Origin of the sequence: Bacillus cereus (assembly GCF_007678085.1) — a bacterium.
In the GTDB taxonomy this organism is placed as follows: Bacteria; Bacillota; Bacilli; order Bacillales; family Bacillaceae_G; genus Bacillus_A; species Bacillus_A cereus_BE.
Window position 1 is genome coordinate 242466 of sequence record NZ_VEDW01000002.1, and the last position, 16175, is coordinate 258640.

The following is a 16175-nucleotide window of genomic DNA, read 5'->3' on the forward strand; positions in this document are numbered from 1 at the left end:
TCTTTTTTTAATAATATTTTGGAAGTTCTCGTAGCAATTTTTCAATTTCGTATTCTGTTTCTTTACATATAGACAGTGTACGTAGTCTGAAAAATAAGCTGCGCAAGAAAGATTTTATATTTCCGTATAGGTACTCGTACGATTGAATATGTAATGTTTGTTTTTGGAAGGGTAATTGAGCTACTAAATCATGAAGGGCTAATATGAGTGTTTCTTCCTTTAGACCACGTTGTAGCATTGCGACAATTGGATAAACGAGACGCTCGTCTTCTTCATATTGGTAGTAAATCGAATGGACACAAACTTTGTTTAATAAAGTTTGTAATATTTCTTCGTAATGTAAAGTTTCCAGTTTAGGACTACGAACAAGCGCTTCAAATGTATCGGAAGCATGAGCGATACTATGTGCCCAGCCGTGGTCTTGCACATATCCGCGGAAATCATGCTCGTGGTTCATATATATAATTAATTGATCTTTTACAGTTAAAATATCATTCTGCGATAAGAAATTATATTTTGTATCAGCATCAATAATGAGCGCGATTAATAATGTTGAAAATGCGCGGGTAAATACAGTATCTTCATCATCTGAATAAATTTTATACAATAAATATTTTTCGCTAATGCTTTCTAATAATAATTTCTGTAAGTGTGTATGTGAAATGTAGTCTTTGTTGATGAGATGATAAAAAGTAGAGTAAATAAGTTTGTCTCTTAAATAGCTATCGGTAACACCGATATGTTTAAGCAGATTGGAGCTTAAAGAATCAATGTTAAGAGTATTATCCATTATGTAATTATTATTACGAATGTCTTCTAACTGTTGTTGTAACATATAAACCTCCTATTTTAGAAAATTCTGTATTTTTATAATATAATAAGAGGAAGAAATAGACAATAAATAAGTGCTTTTGAATGGAGGGGCATGATGAAGAGAGTATTATTCTTTTTTATTACTATTTTCTTTTTAGGGAGTTGTTCGATTTGGTATGTTACTTTTTCTAGCGAGAGCAAAAGTTGGATGGGACAATATAAGGGCCATATTAAGGACGACAGTGAAGATGGAGTGTTTACGTTTCAGTACAAGGGTGGAGATGGGAATACAGAATTTAAGAATTTAGAGATCGCTATTAATGGAGCCTTTAGCACAATGACACAAACGTCAGAAGTTCATAAAGGAGCAAAGGTTGAAATGAAGTCTTCTTGTGTCAGTTGTGCGCCCCTATCCAAAGATGAACCGATAGAGGTTGTGATTAAATGGGATGATAAGTATGAGGAGAAGATGGTGTTAAATTTGAAATAGCCTAGAGTAAGGAGTTAAAAATGAATAGGTATATGAAAAACTTTATGTTTTTAAGTGTACTTTTAATCATATTATCAGCGTGTACTACAAAACGAGTAGAGCAAGTAGAGGTAAAAAAAGTACCTGAAGAAGGGTATGTCATACTAAGAAATGGTACGGTGTTTTTTGTCGGTGGTAAAACGTTTGAAACGAAAGTAGAGTTGCAAAATTATATAGAACAACAAATGAATAAAGATTATCCATCACATATAGTCCTAAGTTTTAAGGTTAAAGATGCATATAATAAACTAAAAACAGGGAGTAAAATAAAAGTATGATCTTCTCAAACGCTTGAAAGCTATCCAGCAAAAATGATTGTAGAGAAGTTTGAAGTAATAGAGAAATAGAAAAAGGCAGCAATCACACTGCCTTTTTTCTTATTTCACAAATTGTAATTCTTTCGGGAATTTCGTTAAAATTTCTGATCCGTCTTTTGTGATGTAAATATCATCTTCAATACGAACGCCACCTACGTTTGGTACGTAAATACCTGGTTCGATTGTGAAGACCATACCTTCTTTTAATGGAGACTCGTTACCAGCTTTTACATCTGGATATTCGTGTACGCTAATTCCAAGTCCGTGACCAAGGCGGTGTGGGAAGAAGTCCCCATAACCTGCATCTGCGATAACAGAACGAGCAGCGTTGTCGATTGCGCCAAGTGTAACACCTGGTTTACATGCTTCAACTGCTTGTAGTTGTCCAGCAAGTACAGTGTTATAAATGCGAGTTTGTTCTTCAGAAATGTCACCAAATGCCACTGTACGTGTAATGTCAGAGCAATAACCTTCAATGATTACGCCTAAATCAAATAGTACGAAATCGCCGCGCTTCATTTTGTTTGCACCTGGAATACCGTGTGGAAGAGCAGAGTTTGCACCTGCTAATACCATCGTATCAAATGACATTTTATGTATGCCTTTTGTTTTTAATTCGTGTTCAATAATTGCTAATACTTCTAGCTCGCTACGATCTTCTTTAATTGCATTTACACCAACTTCAACAGCGTAGTCCGCCATTTTAGCTGCTTCGCGTAAAATAGAAAGTTCTTTTTCATCTTTAATTAAACGAAGTTCACGAACTTTCTCCTCAGCTGATTTGAACGCTGCATTTGGGAATAATTTTGTTAATTCTTCGTAACGTTCTACGTTTAAATGTTCTTTTTCAATTGCAACTGCGTTTGCATTGATGCCGCGGTCTTTAATTGCTTTTGCAATCATATCCCATGGTCTGTCAGTATCAGTAAATCCGATAATTTCATGTGCCCAGCCAGCGTTACGCGCTTGACCTTCTTCCATTTTAGGGCAAATTAAAATAGGCTCTTTTTCTTGGAATACAAACATACCAAGGAGTCTTTCGTGTGGTTCACAGTGGAAGTTTGTCATGTAGAAAACGTTTGGTGTAGAAGTTAAGAACGCAGCTTCTACGTTTTTTTCTTTTAGCCATTGCATTAAATTTTCTAATCTAGCATTCATCGATTGGCACCCCCGAGATATTTAATTACAAATATAACTTTACATCGGAGGAAAGCGTTATGACAAGTAAATCGATGTTAGAAAAGACAGGGAATTGAAAAATCATGTAGAATAAAAAATGAGAATGTGAATAGGGGAGGAATGTAGTAATGAAAGTATCTTATCATGGGCATTCAGTTGTAAAGATTGAAACGAATGGAAAAGTGATTTTAATTGACCCATTTTTAACTGGAAATCCGACAACGGATTTAAGGGCTGAAGATGTAAAAGTAGATGCGATTCTTTTATCGCATGGACATGGTGATCATGTTGGAGATACAGTAGAACTTGCAAAGAAAAATAATGCAGTTGTTGTGGCACCATTTGAACTAGCGACATTTTTAAGTTGGCAAGGTGTAAATACACATCCGATGCATATTGGTGGTTCGCATGCATTTGACTTCGGAAAAGTGAAGTTTACACAAGCATTCCACGGTTCTAGTTATATTGATGAAGAAAATAAGACGATTACATATACAGGTATGCCGGCGGGTATTTTATTTACAGCAGAAGAGAAAACTGTGTACCATGCAGGAGATACCGCTCTATTCTCTGATATGAAATTAATTGGGGAACTGAATAACATTGATATAGCGTTTTTACCAATTGGTGATAATTTCACAATGGGACCAGAAGATGCTGTGTTAGCAGCAAAATGGGTTCAGGCGAAAACTGTTGTACCGATGCATTACAATACGTTCCCAGTAATTGAACAAGATCCATATCAATTTGTAGAAAAGCTACAAAATTGTACAGGGAAAGTATTAGAAGCTGGAGAAAGTATTACACTATAGAAAAGAAACCCTTCATTTGAAAAGACAAGTGAAGGGTTTTTACGTGTGTAGGACAGCTTTTAAAGTTTGTACTTGTTTTGGTGACTCTTTCCTTTTTGGAAGTGGCTGTTCAGGTGTTTCATTCAATTCCATTGCAACTTTTTTCCCGTCTACGAAAGCTAAAAATACAGCACCTACAACTTCTAATAATTTTTTCATCATGTATCCGCTCCTTTGTTTCATTTCTTGTCTTAATTGTATATGGAAGCGGCTGGACAAACTATCGAACGAGATGACAATACCATTACATTGTTGTAATAGAAGAAGTAGTATAATGTAAGGCGTATTTTGTTATAAAAAAAATAGTACAGACATACAAAGAGAGAGTGTAACAGTTTTGAAAATATAGTATACTGAAAATACAACACATGAAGAATTTAGGGAAAAGAAAGTATGGTGAAACCATTTGGCTACCAAGCATAACCAAATTTTAGAACATATTAATAGCCTGCCAGTAGGGCATAAAATTTCTGTAAGGCAAATTGCAAAAGATTTGAGTGTAAGTGAAGGGACAGCTTACCGTGCAATTAAAGATGCAGAAAATAAAGGATATGTTAGTACGATTGAACGTGTCGGAACAATTCGAATTGAACAAAAGAAGAAAGAGAATATTGAAAAGCTGACATACGCTGAGGTCGTTAACATTGTCGATGGTCAAGTACTTGGGGGCAGAGAAGGACTACATAAAACGTTAAATAAATTCGTAATCGGGGCAATGAAATTAGAAGCGATGATGCGCTATACAGAAGCAGGAAACTTACTGATTATCGGTAATCGTACGAATGCACATCAATTAGCGCTAGAAGCTGGGGCTGCGGTGTTAATTACGGGCGGATTTGATACGGAAGATCATGTGAAGAAATTAGCAGATGAATTAAAACTGCCGATTATTTCAAGTAGTTACGATACATTTACAGTTGCAACGTTAATTAACCGTGCGATTTACGATCAGCTTATTAAGAAAGAAATTGTACTCGTTGAAGATATTTTAACGCCAATTGAAGAAACGTTATATTTAAAACCAAATGATACAGTGCAACAATGGCATGCGTATAACGAAGAGACGATGCACGGAAGATATCCAATTGTTGATGAAAATAAAAAGGTATTAGGTATTGTAACTTCAAAAGATATGATCGGTGTTGCAAAAGAAACACCAATTGATAAAGTGATGACAAAACATCCAATTACGGTAAATGGGAAAATGTCTGTCGCAGCTGCGGCACGTATGATGGTGTGGGAAGGTATTGAGTTACTTCCTGTTGTTGATGAAGGAAATAAACTGCAAGGTATTATTAGCCGTCAAGATGTACTTCAGGCGTTGCAAATGATTCAGCGTCAACCACAAGTCGGTGAAACAATTGATGATATTGTTACGAATCAATTTATGACGCCGAAAGAAGCGAAAAATGAACATTTATATCAATTTTCAGTGACGCCACAAATGACGAATTCAATCGGAACGTTATCTTACGGTGTATTCGCAACAATTGTGACGGAAGCAACGAATCGCGTTATTCGTGCGCAAAAGAAGAGTGATTTAATTGTTGAGAACTTAACAATTTATTTCGTAAAACCAGTTCAAATTGACAATGTTGTATCGGTTCATCCGAAAGTATTAGAAATTGGACGTAAATTTGGTAAGGTGGATGTAGAAGTACATCATGAAGGTAATGTTGTCGGGAAAGCATTACTTATGGTGCAGTTGATCGATAAATAAAAAGATGGAGCAAGCCGCTTTGGTTTGTTCCATCTTTTTTTTAGAACGCTACAGTAGGGAGTTTTTAAATTTAGTTAGCAACTGAATCTACCAAGTTCTGTTTCATATTTATAAGTATGGGCATGCAATCACTTGAAGATACTTGAACAATAATTGTGGAGGTGTCGAATGGGAGTAATAGTTCTCTTTTTAGGGGGAGTATTTGCAATAACTTTTCATGTGTTAACACATAGAAGAATGGATGCAAAGAAAAAGAAATTGTATGTAGTAAGTTTGATTTTCGCTATTATTTGTTCCTTTATTCCTATAACTGGGGAAAATAAGAGCGATTTTCTTTACTTTGGTATACCAGTAGAAAATTTCATTTATTATGGCGGATGGGAGATTTCTTTTAATCCATTAGGCTTTTTTGTTAACTTTATTTTGTTTTATTTGGTTTTGAAATTAATAATTAAGCTACGTAAGAGTTCGGAGAGAGAAGTGAAAAAATAGAAGGATATGTATTTCAGAACCAGCCATTCGACTTGGGACTGCTTCAAGAATCTTTTATATGGCTGGAAAGATACCATTAAGGCTTGATATTGAACCTATTAGAAAAGATCCTCGCGCTTTTATTCGCCGATATATTCAGTATGCGGAGAGACAATTGTTTGATAAAAAAAACAGAATATTAATTCATTTGGATTCTAGACTATGGTATAATTGAATTGTAATAAAATGGATTTCTGGAAGGTGGTATGCATTATGTCATCAACAGTACTCTTTTTTGGTAGTATCGCACTATTTTACTTTCTTGTGATGATACCGCTTCAATATTTATACTTACAAGGATTACATGAAAAAAAGAAACGAACAGGATTATCTCAGCGAGAACTATATGAAAAAATGTCTTTTGAGGAAGAACAATTACATTTTCATGTGCAAGGCAACCCATTCAATATACCTTCTGCGTTTGTTGCATATATGATTTTGAAAGTTAGGGGACGTAAAAAAGCATCACAATGTTGATGCTTTTTTACGTTTCTTCAGGCAGATTCAGCTTCTTCCACTGCTAATGGTAAGAAATGTTTATATTGGCGAAATCCATTAAATACACTTGCACTACCAAATAGAACAAATAAAACACCAACGATAATACGAGCGGTTGAAAGTTCTAAAAAGAATTGGTTTATCCCGAAGAATAAGACGAATGAACCGAGTGCCATTGCGGATTTTCCAGAGAGCCAACCTTTCTCCATTGGGCGGTTTGTACGAAAGTATTTTGTTTTGTAGAAGAGATACAACATAAATGAGACGATAATACAGAAGACTAATACTGGCATAATGCACACTCCCATCGTTTTATGAAAAATAATAGTGGGGAAAATAAATATCTAAACTTTCTAACTTTTATTATAAAGCAATTGTTCGCATGTATGAAATACTTTCCGTTATAATGAAAGATAAAGTGAAGAAGTTGAGTAAAAAGGAGATTATACATATGCATGAGCAAATTTTAGGAGCAATTAAAGAGTTTGATACAATTATTATTCACCGTCATGTGCGTCCAGATCCAGATGCATTAGGTTCACAGGGCGGTCTTGGTACCATTCTACAAGAATCGTTTCCAGAGAAAAATATTTATACGGTTGGGTACAATGAACCGTCACTAGCATACTTACGAGTAATGGACGATATTGAAGATAGTGTATATGAAAATGCACTTGTCATTGTATGTGATACTGCGAACCAAGAACGTGTTGACGATCAACGCTATGCAAAAGGGAAGATGTTAATTAAAATTGACCATCATCCAAATGAAGATCCGTACGGAGATATTACGTGGGTAGATACGACAGCAAGTTCTACAAGTGAAATGATTTATGAGTTTTATAGTTATGGAAAAGATAAAGGATTACAGATAACGAAAGAAGCAGCTCGTCTTATTTTAGCGGGTATTGTTGGGGATACAGGTCGTTTCTTATTCCCGAATACAACAGCAAAAACACTTCGTTACGTGAGTGAGCTTGTCGATATGGATGTGAAATTCACAGATTTATACAATGAAATGTATAAGACGAAAGAAAAAATTGCTCGTTTGAACGGCTATATTTTACAAAACTTTACGATGGTAGAAGAAGGAGCAGCTTACATTAAATTAACGAAAGAAGTATTAGAAAAGTTTGATGTGCTTCCTTCCGAGGCATCTGGTGTTGTTGGAGCACTTGGTAATATCGATGGATTAAAGTCGTGGGTTCTATTTTTAGAGGAAGACGATGTGATTCGTGTTCGTCTTCGCTCAAAAGGACCAGTGATAAATAAATTAGCAATGCAATATAATGGCGGAGGGCATCCGATGGCTTCTGGTGCAAAAGCATCTTCTTGGGAAGAAGCGGATCGTCTTTTTGCTGATTTACGTGAGCTGTGTAGATAAGAGATTATATAGTAGAACAAAAAGAAGGAGCGGCGCTAAAGCCCTCCTTCTTTATTTTTCTTTTTCTATAGCAATGCTAATTTCAAGCACGGTATCAAAAGATATTGTATCGATTTTAAAGCGATATAGTCGATCGTAATGTTTGTACGTCTTGTTTTCAATTACCTTTTTGAGTAGGTCTTTATTTTTGGCGATACTTTGAATGTTTTTCGTTAAAAGGTGCTGGAGGTCATTATGGATAGAAGTAGTCATATTTTCGAGTGTAAGATTGTCTAAATCGTATTTTTCTCGATTTATTATTTTTATTTTAATCTCTTGAATGGTTAAGAGCCGTTTATTTTCAGTGTTCAATTTTTCTTGATCTTCGAGAAGGACATGGAGCTTTGCTTCTTGTTTTTCAATAATTTCTTTTTGTTCTGCTATTTTAATAGCTTGTTCTTCTTGAAAAACACCGTATATGTACAAAAAAACAAACCAGCTCAACACGCCTCCAACAGCAGCGCCAGCTAAAACTAAATACCATCTTTTTGCTGTATTGGCACTTGGTACTCTCATGCATGTTCCTGCGTTAGCCATTTAATAATAATAAGACCCGTTTGCATACCACCCGTTGCGAAAAAAATAAGGAGAATTTGTTTTACGATATCTTTCATATCCCCGCCAAAGAAACTTCTTTCAAAGCTATAAAAAGTATCAAATGTGCCGCCAATCGCTGCAACGAGTGCCCAAATTCTTAAATTTTGGGCGAATTGATTAATGTAAGTGAGAGTTGGTTTTCCGATAAGAAATGCACCAAATCCACCAATTAATGAACCACCAAGTATCACCCCAAAGGCAATAAAATAACTAATAATAAGCAGAGAGAAAAAAGTGTGTTCTCTTACATCCATCGTCATTCCCCTTTCTTCTTCATATATATGGACAAAGTATAAGAAGTATGTTTTGATTTCCGCTTTCCTCATCACCTATAATAAAAGTAGTCAGATTGGTAAAGAGAGGGTACAACAGTGAAGTTTGTGCATTTACAATGTCAAACCGTTTTTAGTTTATTAAAAAGTGCTTGTAAAATTGATGAGCTTGTAGTCAGGGCGAAAGAACTTGGTTTTTCATCACTCGCTATTACGGATGAAAATGTTATGTATGGCGTTATTCCGTTTTATAAAGCATGTAAGAAACATGGTATACAGCCTATTATCGGCTTAACAGCTTCTATTTTTAGTGAAGAAGAAGAAAGGGCTTATCCGCTTGTTTTACTTGCTGAAAATGAAATAGGCTATCAAAATTTATTAAAGATTTCTAGTAGCATTATGACAAAGTCCAAAGAAGGTATTCCGAAAAAGTGGCTTGCCCATTATGCAAAAGGATTAATTGCCATTTCACCAGGTAAAGATGGGGAAATTGAACAATTATTATTAGAAGACAAAGAGAGTCAAGCTGAAGAAGTAGCTCGCATGTATCAAAGTATGTTCCGCAATTTTTATATGAGTTTGCAGCATCATGCGATTCAAGATGAACTGCTTTTACAAGAAAAGCTGCCTGAATTTATTAATAAGGTAAATGTTCCAGTCGTTGCAACAAACGATGTACGCTACATCAATCAAAGTGACGCACTTGTTCATGAATGCTTATTATCTGTTGAAAGTGGAACGAAAATGACGGATCCAGATAGGCCGAGAATGAAAACGGATCAGTATTATTTAAAGTCAACGGATGAAATGGGAGCACTATTTTCGCATGCTGAGGAAGCGATTCAAAATACAATAAAAATCGCAGAACGTTGCAGAGTAGAAATACCATTTCATGTAAATCAATTACCGAAATTTCCTGTTCCAGCTAACGAAACGAATGATATGTATTTACGCCGCGTTTGTGAAGAAGGGTTACAGAAACGTTATGGTACGCCGAAAGAAGTACATATACAGCGTTTGAATCATGAATTAAACGTTATTTCTAGTATGGGATTTAGTGATTATTTCCTCATCGTATGGGATTTTATGAAGTATGCGCATGAAAATCATATTTTAACAGGACCAGGACGTGGATCGGCAGCTGGTTCACTCGTTTCTTACGTATTAGAAATTACAGATATTGATCCAATTGAATATGATCTATTATTTGAAAGGTTTTTAAACCCCGAACGTGTGACACTTCCAGATATTGATATCGATTTTCCAGATATAAGACGCGATGAGATGATTCGATATGTGAAAGATAAATATGGTCAGCTTCGTGTTGCTCAAATTGTAACGTTCGGGACGCTTGCAGCGAAAGCGGCAATTAGAGATATTGCACGTGTAATGGGGCTTCCGCCACGAGATATTGACATATTCTCAAAACTTATCCCATCAAAGCTTGGTATAACGTTAAAAGATGCATATGAGGAATCGCAATCACTCCGTGAGTTCATACAAGGGAATCTTCTGCATGAGCGTGTGTTTGAAATTGCAAAACGTGTAGAAGGATTGCCACGTCATACGTCTATTCATGCCGCGGGCGTTATTATGAGCCAAGAGCCGTTAACGGGAAGTGTTGCAATTCAAGAAGGGCATAACGATGTGTATGTTACGCAATATCCAGCGGATGCATTAGAAGAACTTGGTTTGTTAAAGATGGACTTTTTAGGATTACGTAATTTAACGCTACTTGAAAATATTATAAAGTTTATCGTGAAAAAGACAGGCACACAAATTGATATAAGAAATTTACCACTTCAAGATGAAAAGACGTTCCAATTGTTAGGTAGAGGGGATACAACAGGTGTATTCCAGCTTGAATCAGGTGGTATGCGAAATGTACTTCGCGGTTTAAAACCGAATGAATTTGAAGATATTGTCGCTGTTAACTCGTTATATAGACCAGGACCAATGGAACAAATTCCGACCTTTATTGAATCAAAGCATGGAAAAAGACAAATTGAATATTTACATCCGGATTTAAAGCCGATTTTAGAAAGAACATACGGTGTAATTGTATACCAAGAACAAATTATGCAAATTGCGTCGAAGTTGGCGGGATTCTCGCTCGGAGAAGCAGATTTATTACGCCGTGCAGTGAGTAAAAAGAATCGTGATATTTTAGATCAGGAACGTAAGCATTTTGTGCAAGGTTGTTTACAAAATGGTTATGACGAGACATCCGCAGAGAAAATTTACGATTTAATTGTAAGATTTGCGAATTACGGTTTTAACCGAAGTCACGCTGTAGCCTACAGTATGATTGGGTATCAGCTTGCTTACTTAAAAGCGAATTATACGTTGGAATTTATGACAGCATTATTATCAAGTGCAATTGGAAATGAAGATAAGATTGTGCAGTATATACGAGAAACGAAGCGGAAAGGTTTTCACGTTTTGCCGCCGTCTCTTCAGAGAAGTGGTTACAATTTCCAAATAGAAGGAAATGCGATACGTTACAGCTTACTTTCCATTCGAAACATCGGAATGGCTACAGTGACAGCGTTGTTAGAAGAACGAGAGAAAAAAATGTTTGAAGATTTATTCGAATTTTGTCTTCGTATGCCATCAAAGTTTGTAACAGAGCGAAATTTAGAGGCGTTCGTCTGGTCTGGGTGTTTTGATGATTTTGGTGTTTCGAGAACGAATTTATGGAAAAGCCTTAAAGGAGCGTTAGAGTACGCAAATCTTGCACGTGATTTAGGAGATGCTGTTCCGAAATCAAAATACGTGCAAGGAGAAGAGCTCTCTTTTATTGAACAGTTAAATAAAGAGAAAGAAGCACTAGGTTTTTATTTATCAAGCTATCCGACAGCGCAGTATGTGAAGTTAGCGAAAGAATTAGAAATTCCATCTCTCGCTCAGGCCATGCGACATAAGAAAAAAGTGCAAAGGGCTATCGTGTATATAACAAGCGTGAGAGTGATTCGTACGAAAAAGTTGCAAAAGATGGCGTTTATTACATTTTGTGATCAAAACGATGAAATGGAAGCAGTTCTGTTCCCTGAAACGTATATACATTTCTCGGATAAGTTACAAGAGGGAGCAATTGTATTAGTTGACGGCATGATTGAGCTTAGAAATCATAAGTTGCAATGGATTGTAAATGGACTATATCCGTTAGAAGAAATGGATGTGTATGAAGAAAAGAAAGATGCATCTGTTTACGTGAAATTGCCGTCTCAGTATGAGAAAAAGCTTTTAAATCAGGTTACTAAAATATTGTTTGACTATTCGGGTTTTGCGAAAGTACTAATTTATTATGAAAAGGAACATAAAATGGTACAATTATCTCGAAGTTTATCGATTCATCCAAGTGAAGAATGTTTAGGAGCACTTCGTGAAATTGTCGGGGAAGAAAATGTGGTTGTGAAAATATAATGGACAATTTCCCTACACTTCGATTATTATAGTAGTAGTGTTCGTGGTCAGACCACTTGGAGAAATTGATATCAGCTAGAATAATTTGAGGAGAGTGGATAGTTTGTCAACACTTCGTGAAGAAGCACTTCACATGCATAAAGTGCATCAAGGAAAATTAGAAACTGTATCAAAAGTAAAAGTAGAAAATGCAAAAGATTTAAGTCTTGCATATTCTCCAGGGGTTGCAGAACCTTGTAAAGAAATTTATGACGATAAAAGTAAGGTATATGAATATACGATGAAGGGAAATATGGTAGCAGTTGTGACAGATGGAACGGCTGTACTTGGTCTTGGTAACATTGGACCTGAAGCATCTCTTCCAGTAATGGAAGGTAAAGCTGTATTATTCAAGAGCTTTGCTGGTGTAGATGCATTCCCAATTGCCTTAAATACAAACGATGTAGATAAAATTGTTGAAACTGTAAAATTAATGGAGCCAACTTTTGGCGGCGTTAACTTAGAGGATATCGCAGCACCAAACTGCTTCATTATTGAAGAACGTTTGAAAAAAGAAACAAATATTCCTATCTTCCATGATGATCAACACGGAACAGCTATCGTAACAGTAGCAGGTCTTGTGAACGCGCTGAAATTAGTTGGAAAGAAAATGTCTGACATTAAAGTTGTCGCAAATGGCGCAGGTGCAGCAGGTATTGCAATTATTAAACTTTTATATCGCTATGGTGTACGCGACATTATTATGTGTGACCGTAAAGGGGCAATCTATGATGGTCGTCCTACAGGTATGAATCCGGTAAAGGATGAAGTTGCAAAATATACAAATAAGAATCGTATCGAAGGTTCTTTAGCTGATGTTGTACAAGGTGCGGACGTATTCATTGGTGTATCTGCAGAAGGTGCATTAACAGAAGAGATGGTTCGTACAATGAATGACGATGCAATTATTTTTGCAATGGCGAATCCAGTTCCAGAAATTATGCCAGAATTGGCAAAAGCAGCGGGCGCAGCTGTTGTTGGAACGGGTCGTTCTGACTTCGCGAACCAAGTAAATAATGTACTAGCGTTCCCTGGTATTTTCCGCGGTGCACTTGACGTACATGCGACACAAATTAACGAAGAAATGAAGATGGCAGCTGTACAGGCTATTGCTGAGCTTGTAGCAGAAGATGAGTTAAATGCAGACTATATCATTCCGGCACCGTTTGACGCGCGTGTAGCGCCTCAAGTGGCAGCTTACGTTGCGAAAGCTGCAATGGAGACAGGAGTAGCTCGCCGTCAAGTAGATCCAAATGAAGTTGCTGAGAAAACAAAACAATTAGCGCTGATTGGTAAAGAATAAGCGAGGAATTTCTATTGACATCATCAAACACAAAAGTATATCTCGAAATTGTAAAAAAAATCCGTTCCATTATGGAAGAGGATGGATTGGTAGCGGGGGATCGTTTGCCGTCTGAGCGTGAGTTAAGTTCACGTTTAAACGTAGGGCGTTCCTCTGTAAGAGAAGCATTACGTGCTTTAGAACTGGTAGGATTGATTGAAACGAGACGTGGTGAAGGGACGTTTATTCGAAACTTTTACGATAACGGTCTTGTACAATTGATTGCGCCGTTCTTGCTGCAAGATGAGAAAACAATTCGTGATCTATTACAAACAAAACGATTGCTTGAGAAAGATATGATTCGAATTGTATGTAATTTATCGAAAGAAACGTTTTCTAAAGTGCTAAGAAAATTACATCAAGTGCTTGAAGAAAATGAAAACTCAATTCCAATGCTTCATCAAACGTTCTTTAAAACACTTATTGAACAAGTCGATAATTATTTACTATATCGCATTTGGATGATCGTAAATGATTACGTATCAACTCTTTCTTGTAAAGTTTCAGGAGATTCTATCGATATGTATAGAAAGCTTTATGATACTTTGGAAGAGAGACAAGAAAATGATGCACTAAAAATTTACGATGAATTAGTAGAGAATATACAGTTTCACTCGTAATGTATAAAATTTGTCGAAATGACCATGACACGTTATGACAAACATTCTATCGCGTAGCGGTTAAAGTTAAACGTAAAGAGTGAGGTTATTAGACAGATTGAGAAGATAAGGCTAACATCAAATTTTGGTGTTAGCCCAATTTTCTTCTTGCGCTAACCTTAGCTCTCAACGAAGGGGGTCAAATTGTGCTAAGAGATTTATTCGTGAAAAAGAAAAAGTACGCTGCAATACCTTCAGAACAAGTACGAAAAGATGTACCAGATGGCGTTATGACAAAATGTCCGAAATGTAAAAAAATCATGTATACGAAAGAACTTCTAAAAAATTTAAAAGTATGTGTGAATTGTGGATATCATCATCCTATGAATGCATGGGAACGTCTTGATAGTATATTGGACGAAGGGTCATTCCGTGAGTATGACAAAGAAATGGTTTCATTAAATCCACTCGAGTTTCCAGGATATGAAGAGAAACTAGAGAGCGATCGTAAGAAGACTGAATTGAACGAAGCGGTTGTAACTGGTGAAGGAACAATTGATGACATGCTTGTTGTTGTTGCAGTAATGGATTCTCGTTTTCGAATGGGGAGCATGGGCTCTGTTGTAGGAGAAAAAATTGCCCGTGCGGTTGAAAAGGCATACGACTTACAAGTTCCATTTATTATCTTTACTGCTTCGGGTGGTGCCCGTATGCAAGAAGGGATATTAAGTTTAATGCAAATGGCAAAAACAAGCGTAGCTTTGAAAAAGCATAGTAATGCAGGAGGATTATTTATTTCTGTTATGACTCACCCAACGACGGGCGGGGTTTCAGCGAGTTTCGCTTCACTTGGTGATTATAATCTTGCAGAACCAGGGGCGCTTATCGGATTTGCTGGTAGACGTGTAATTGAACAAACAGTGCGTGAGAAGCTACCGGAAGATTTTCAAACGGCAGAATTCTTACTAGAACATGGTCAATTAGATGCCGTGGTGCATCGTGATGATATGAGAGAATCACTTCGCAAGATTTTAGAAGTTCATCAAGGAGGGGAAATGGCTGTATGGCAGAGCTAGAATTTGAGAAACCAGTTGTTGAGCTAAGAAATAAGATTCGTGAACTGAAAGACTATACGAAAAACAGCCAGATGGATTTCAGTGAGGAGATTCGTATTTTGGAAGACAAGCTAGAAAATTTAGAGGAAGATATATACGGCAATATGAAAGTATGGGACCGTGTTCAAATTGCTCGTCATGCTGAACGACCGACAACGCTCGATTATATTGAGCACTTATTTACTAATTTTTTTGAATGTCACGGAGATCGTCTATTTGGCGATGATGCAGCGATTGTCGGCGGCATTGCGAAATATAAGGGAATGCCTGTAACTGTAATTGGGCATCAACGCGGGAAAGATACGAAAGAAAATATTCGCCGTAATTTTGGGATGCCTCATCCAGAAGGATATCGAAAAGCATTACGTTTAATGAAGCAGGCGGAAAAGTTCAATCGTCCAATTATTTGTTTTATTGATACGAAAGGAGCTTATCCTGGTAAAGCTGCTGAAGAACGTGGTCAAAGTGAAGCTATTGCCCGTAATTTATTTGAAATGGCAGGTTTAACGGTACCTGTTATTTGTATCGTTATCGGCGAAGGTGGTAGTGGTGGTGCGTTAGGTCTTGGGGTAGGGGATTACATTCATATGCTAGAAAATTCCACTTATTCTGTCATTACACCAGAGGGGGCAGCGGCAATTCTTTGGAAAGATGCAGGAAAAGCAAAGGAAGCTGCAGAAGCGATGAGAATTACAGCTGCGGACTTGAAAGAATTAGGTGTAATTGACGAAATTATTCCAGAGACAAAAGGTGGAGCACACCGTAATGTGTTGAAACAATCAGAAAATATAGATTTAATGCTTAGAAAAACTTTTGAACAATTAAACGGAATTTCGAAAGATGAATTAATCGAAAAACGTTATGAAAAATATATGAAAATTGGGCAAGTTTCGTTTTCAAACGCTTCCATTGGGATAAAATAAG

The 16175-nt window shown here is 36.6% G+C and carries 17 protein-coding genes and 2 pseudogenes; 13 read left to right on the forward strand and 6 right to left on the reverse strand.

The window, feature by feature from the left end; translation table 11 throughout:
• Positions 1–7: 7 nt before the first annotated feature.
• On the reverse strand, positions 8–835 hold the full coding sequence (locus tag FS742_RS10420; RefSeq protein ID WP_144612264.1) for a DUF2785 domain-containing protein: 828 nt from the start codon (positions 833–835) through the stop codon (positions 8–10).
• 93 nt (positions 836–928) lie between these two features.
• On the opposite strand from FS742_RS10420, the gene FS742_RS10425 reads away from it, so the two are divergent.
• Both FS742_RS10425 and FS742_RS10430 read left to right on the forward strand, forming a co-directional pair.
• A complete protein-coding gene (locus tag FS742_RS10425) occupies positions 929–1303 on the forward strand; it encodes a hypothetical protein (protein WP_144612265.1) in 375 nt (124 codons plus the stop codon).
• Positions 1304–1323: 20 nt separating this feature from the next.
• A pseudogene (locus tag FS742_RS10430) lies at positions 1324–1689 on the forward strand (DUF3221 domain-containing protein).
• Positions 1690–1719: 30 nt separating this feature from the next.
• Here the strand turns inward: FS742_RS10430 and pepQ are convergent.
• Positions 1720–2817, reverse strand: a complete 1098-nt coding sequence (pepQ, locus tag FS742_RS10435) for a Xaa-Pro dipeptidase (RefSeq protein WP_000994028.1) — start codon at positions 2815–2817, stop codon at positions 1720–1722.
• A gap of 149 nt (positions 2818–2966) precedes the next feature.
• Between pepQ and FS742_RS10440 the strand changes: the two genes are divergently transcribed.
• Positions 2967–3650, forward strand: coding sequence for a metal-dependent hydrolase (locus FS742_RS10440; RefSeq protein ID WP_144612266.1), 684 nt, complete (start codon positions 2967–2969; stop codon positions 3648–3650).
• A 39-nt stretch (positions 3651–3689) separates the two neighbouring features.
• Here the strand turns inward: FS742_RS10440 and FS742_RS27545 are convergent, their stop codons facing one another.
• The gene (locus tag FS742_RS27545) at positions 3690–3851 is read right to left on the reverse strand and encodes a hypothetical protein (protein ID WP_000976299.1); all 162 of its coding nucleotides are present in this window, start codon (positions 3849–3851) and stop codon (positions 3690–3692) included.
• Between the two features lie 244 nt (positions 3852–4095).
• On the opposite strand from FS742_RS27545, the gene FS742_RS10445 reads away from it, so the two are divergent.
• The 4 genes and pseudogenes from FS742_RS10445 (at position 4096) to FS742_RS10460 (ending at position 6417) form a co-directional block, all read left to right on the forward strand.
• A complete protein-coding gene (locus FS742_RS10445; protein WP_098545481.1) occupies positions 4096–5409 on the forward strand; it encodes a CBS domain-containing protein in 1314 nt (437 codons plus the stop codon).
• A 168-nt stretch (positions 5410–5577) separates the two neighbouring features.
• The gene (locus tag FS742_RS10450) at positions 5578–5901 is read left to right on the forward strand and encodes a hypothetical protein (RefSeq protein WP_144612267.1); all 324 of its coding nucleotides are present in this window, start codon (positions 5578–5580) and stop codon (positions 5899–5901) included.
• 10 nt (positions 5902–5911) lie between these two features.
• Positions 5912–6115 (forward strand): annotated as a pseudogene (locus tag FS742_RS28200) (hypothetical protein); the annotation flags it as partial.
• Positions 6116–6153: 38 nt separating this feature from the next.
• Positions 6154–6417, forward strand: coding sequence for a DUF3949 domain-containing protein (locus tag FS742_RS10460; RefSeq protein ID WP_071756992.1), 264 nt, complete (start codon positions 6154–6156; stop codon positions 6415–6417).
• Positions 6418–6434: 17 nt separating this feature from the next.
• Here FS742_RS10460 and FS742_RS10465 read toward each other — a convergent pair whose 3' ends face one another.
• The gene (locus tag FS742_RS10465; protein ID WP_144612268.1) at positions 6435–6731 is read right to left on the reverse strand and encodes a YtpI family protein; all 297 of its coding nucleotides are present in this window, start codon (positions 6729–6731) and stop codon (positions 6435–6437) included.
• Positions 6732–6889: 158 nt separating this feature from the next.
• On the opposite strand from FS742_RS10465, the gene FS742_RS10470 reads away from it, so the two are divergent.
• Positions 6890–7822 carry a DHH family phosphoesterase gene (locus FS742_RS10470; RefSeq protein ID WP_071720484.1) on the forward strand — a complete coding sequence of 311 codons (933 nt, stop codon included), beginning with the start codon at positions 6890–6892 and terminating at the stop codon, positions 7820–7822.
• A gap of 51 nt (positions 7823–7873) precedes the next feature.
• Here FS742_RS10470 and ytrI read toward each other — a convergent pair whose 3' ends face one another.
• Positions 7874–8377 carry a sporulation membrane protein YtrI gene (ytrI, locus tag FS742_RS10475; protein WP_144612270.1) on the reverse strand — a complete coding sequence of 168 codons (504 nt, stop codon included), beginning with the start codon at positions 8375–8377 and terminating at the stop codon, positions 7874–7876.
• Positions 8374–8787 (reverse strand): YtrH family sporulation protein, encoded by a 414-nt coding sequence (locus FS742_RS10480; RefSeq protein ID WP_142286670.1) that lies wholly within the window; start codon positions 8785–8787, stop codon positions 8374–8376. Before FS742_RS10480 ends, ytrI begins: the two co-directional genes overlap by 4 nt.
• 42 nt (positions 8788–8829) lie before the next feature.
• Here FS742_RS10480 and dnaE point away from each other — a divergent pair, with 42 nt between their 5' ends.
• The 5 genes from dnaE to accA all read left to right on the forward strand — a co-directional run bounded on the left by dnaE (position 8830) and on the right by accA (position 16174).
• Positions 8830–12156 carry a DNA polymerase III subunit alpha gene (gene dnaE / locus FS742_RS10485; protein WP_144612271.1) on the forward strand — a complete coding sequence of 1109 codons (3327 nt, stop codon included), beginning with the start codon at positions 8830–8832 and terminating at the stop codon, positions 12154–12156.
• Between the two features lie 133 nt (positions 12157–12289).
• Positions 12290–13498, forward strand: coding sequence for an NADP-dependent malic enzyme (ystJ, locus tag FS742_RS10490; RefSeq protein WP_001970845.1), 1209 nt, complete (start codon positions 12290–12292; stop codon positions 13496–13498).
• 14 nt (positions 13499–13512) lie between these two features.
• Positions 13513–14157, forward strand: coding sequence for a FadR/GntR family transcriptional regulator (locus tag FS742_RS10495; RefSeq protein ID WP_144612272.1), 645 nt, complete (start codon positions 13513–13515; stop codon positions 14155–14157).
• A 185-nt stretch (positions 14158–14342) separates the two neighbouring features.
• Positions 14343–15212: an acetyl-CoA carboxylase, carboxyltransferase subunit beta gene (accD, locus tag FS742_RS10500; protein ID WP_000942865.1), complete on the forward strand. Its 870-nt coding sequence runs from the start codon at positions 14343–14345 to the stop codon at positions 15210–15212.
• Entirely contained in the window at positions 15200–16174 is a 975-nt protein-coding gene (gene accA, locus FS742_RS10505) for an acetyl-CoA carboxylase carboxyl transferase subunit alpha (RefSeq protein WP_144612273.1), read from the forward strand. Before accD ends, accA begins: the two co-directional genes overlap by 13 nt.
• Position 16175 lies beyond the last annotated feature (1 nt).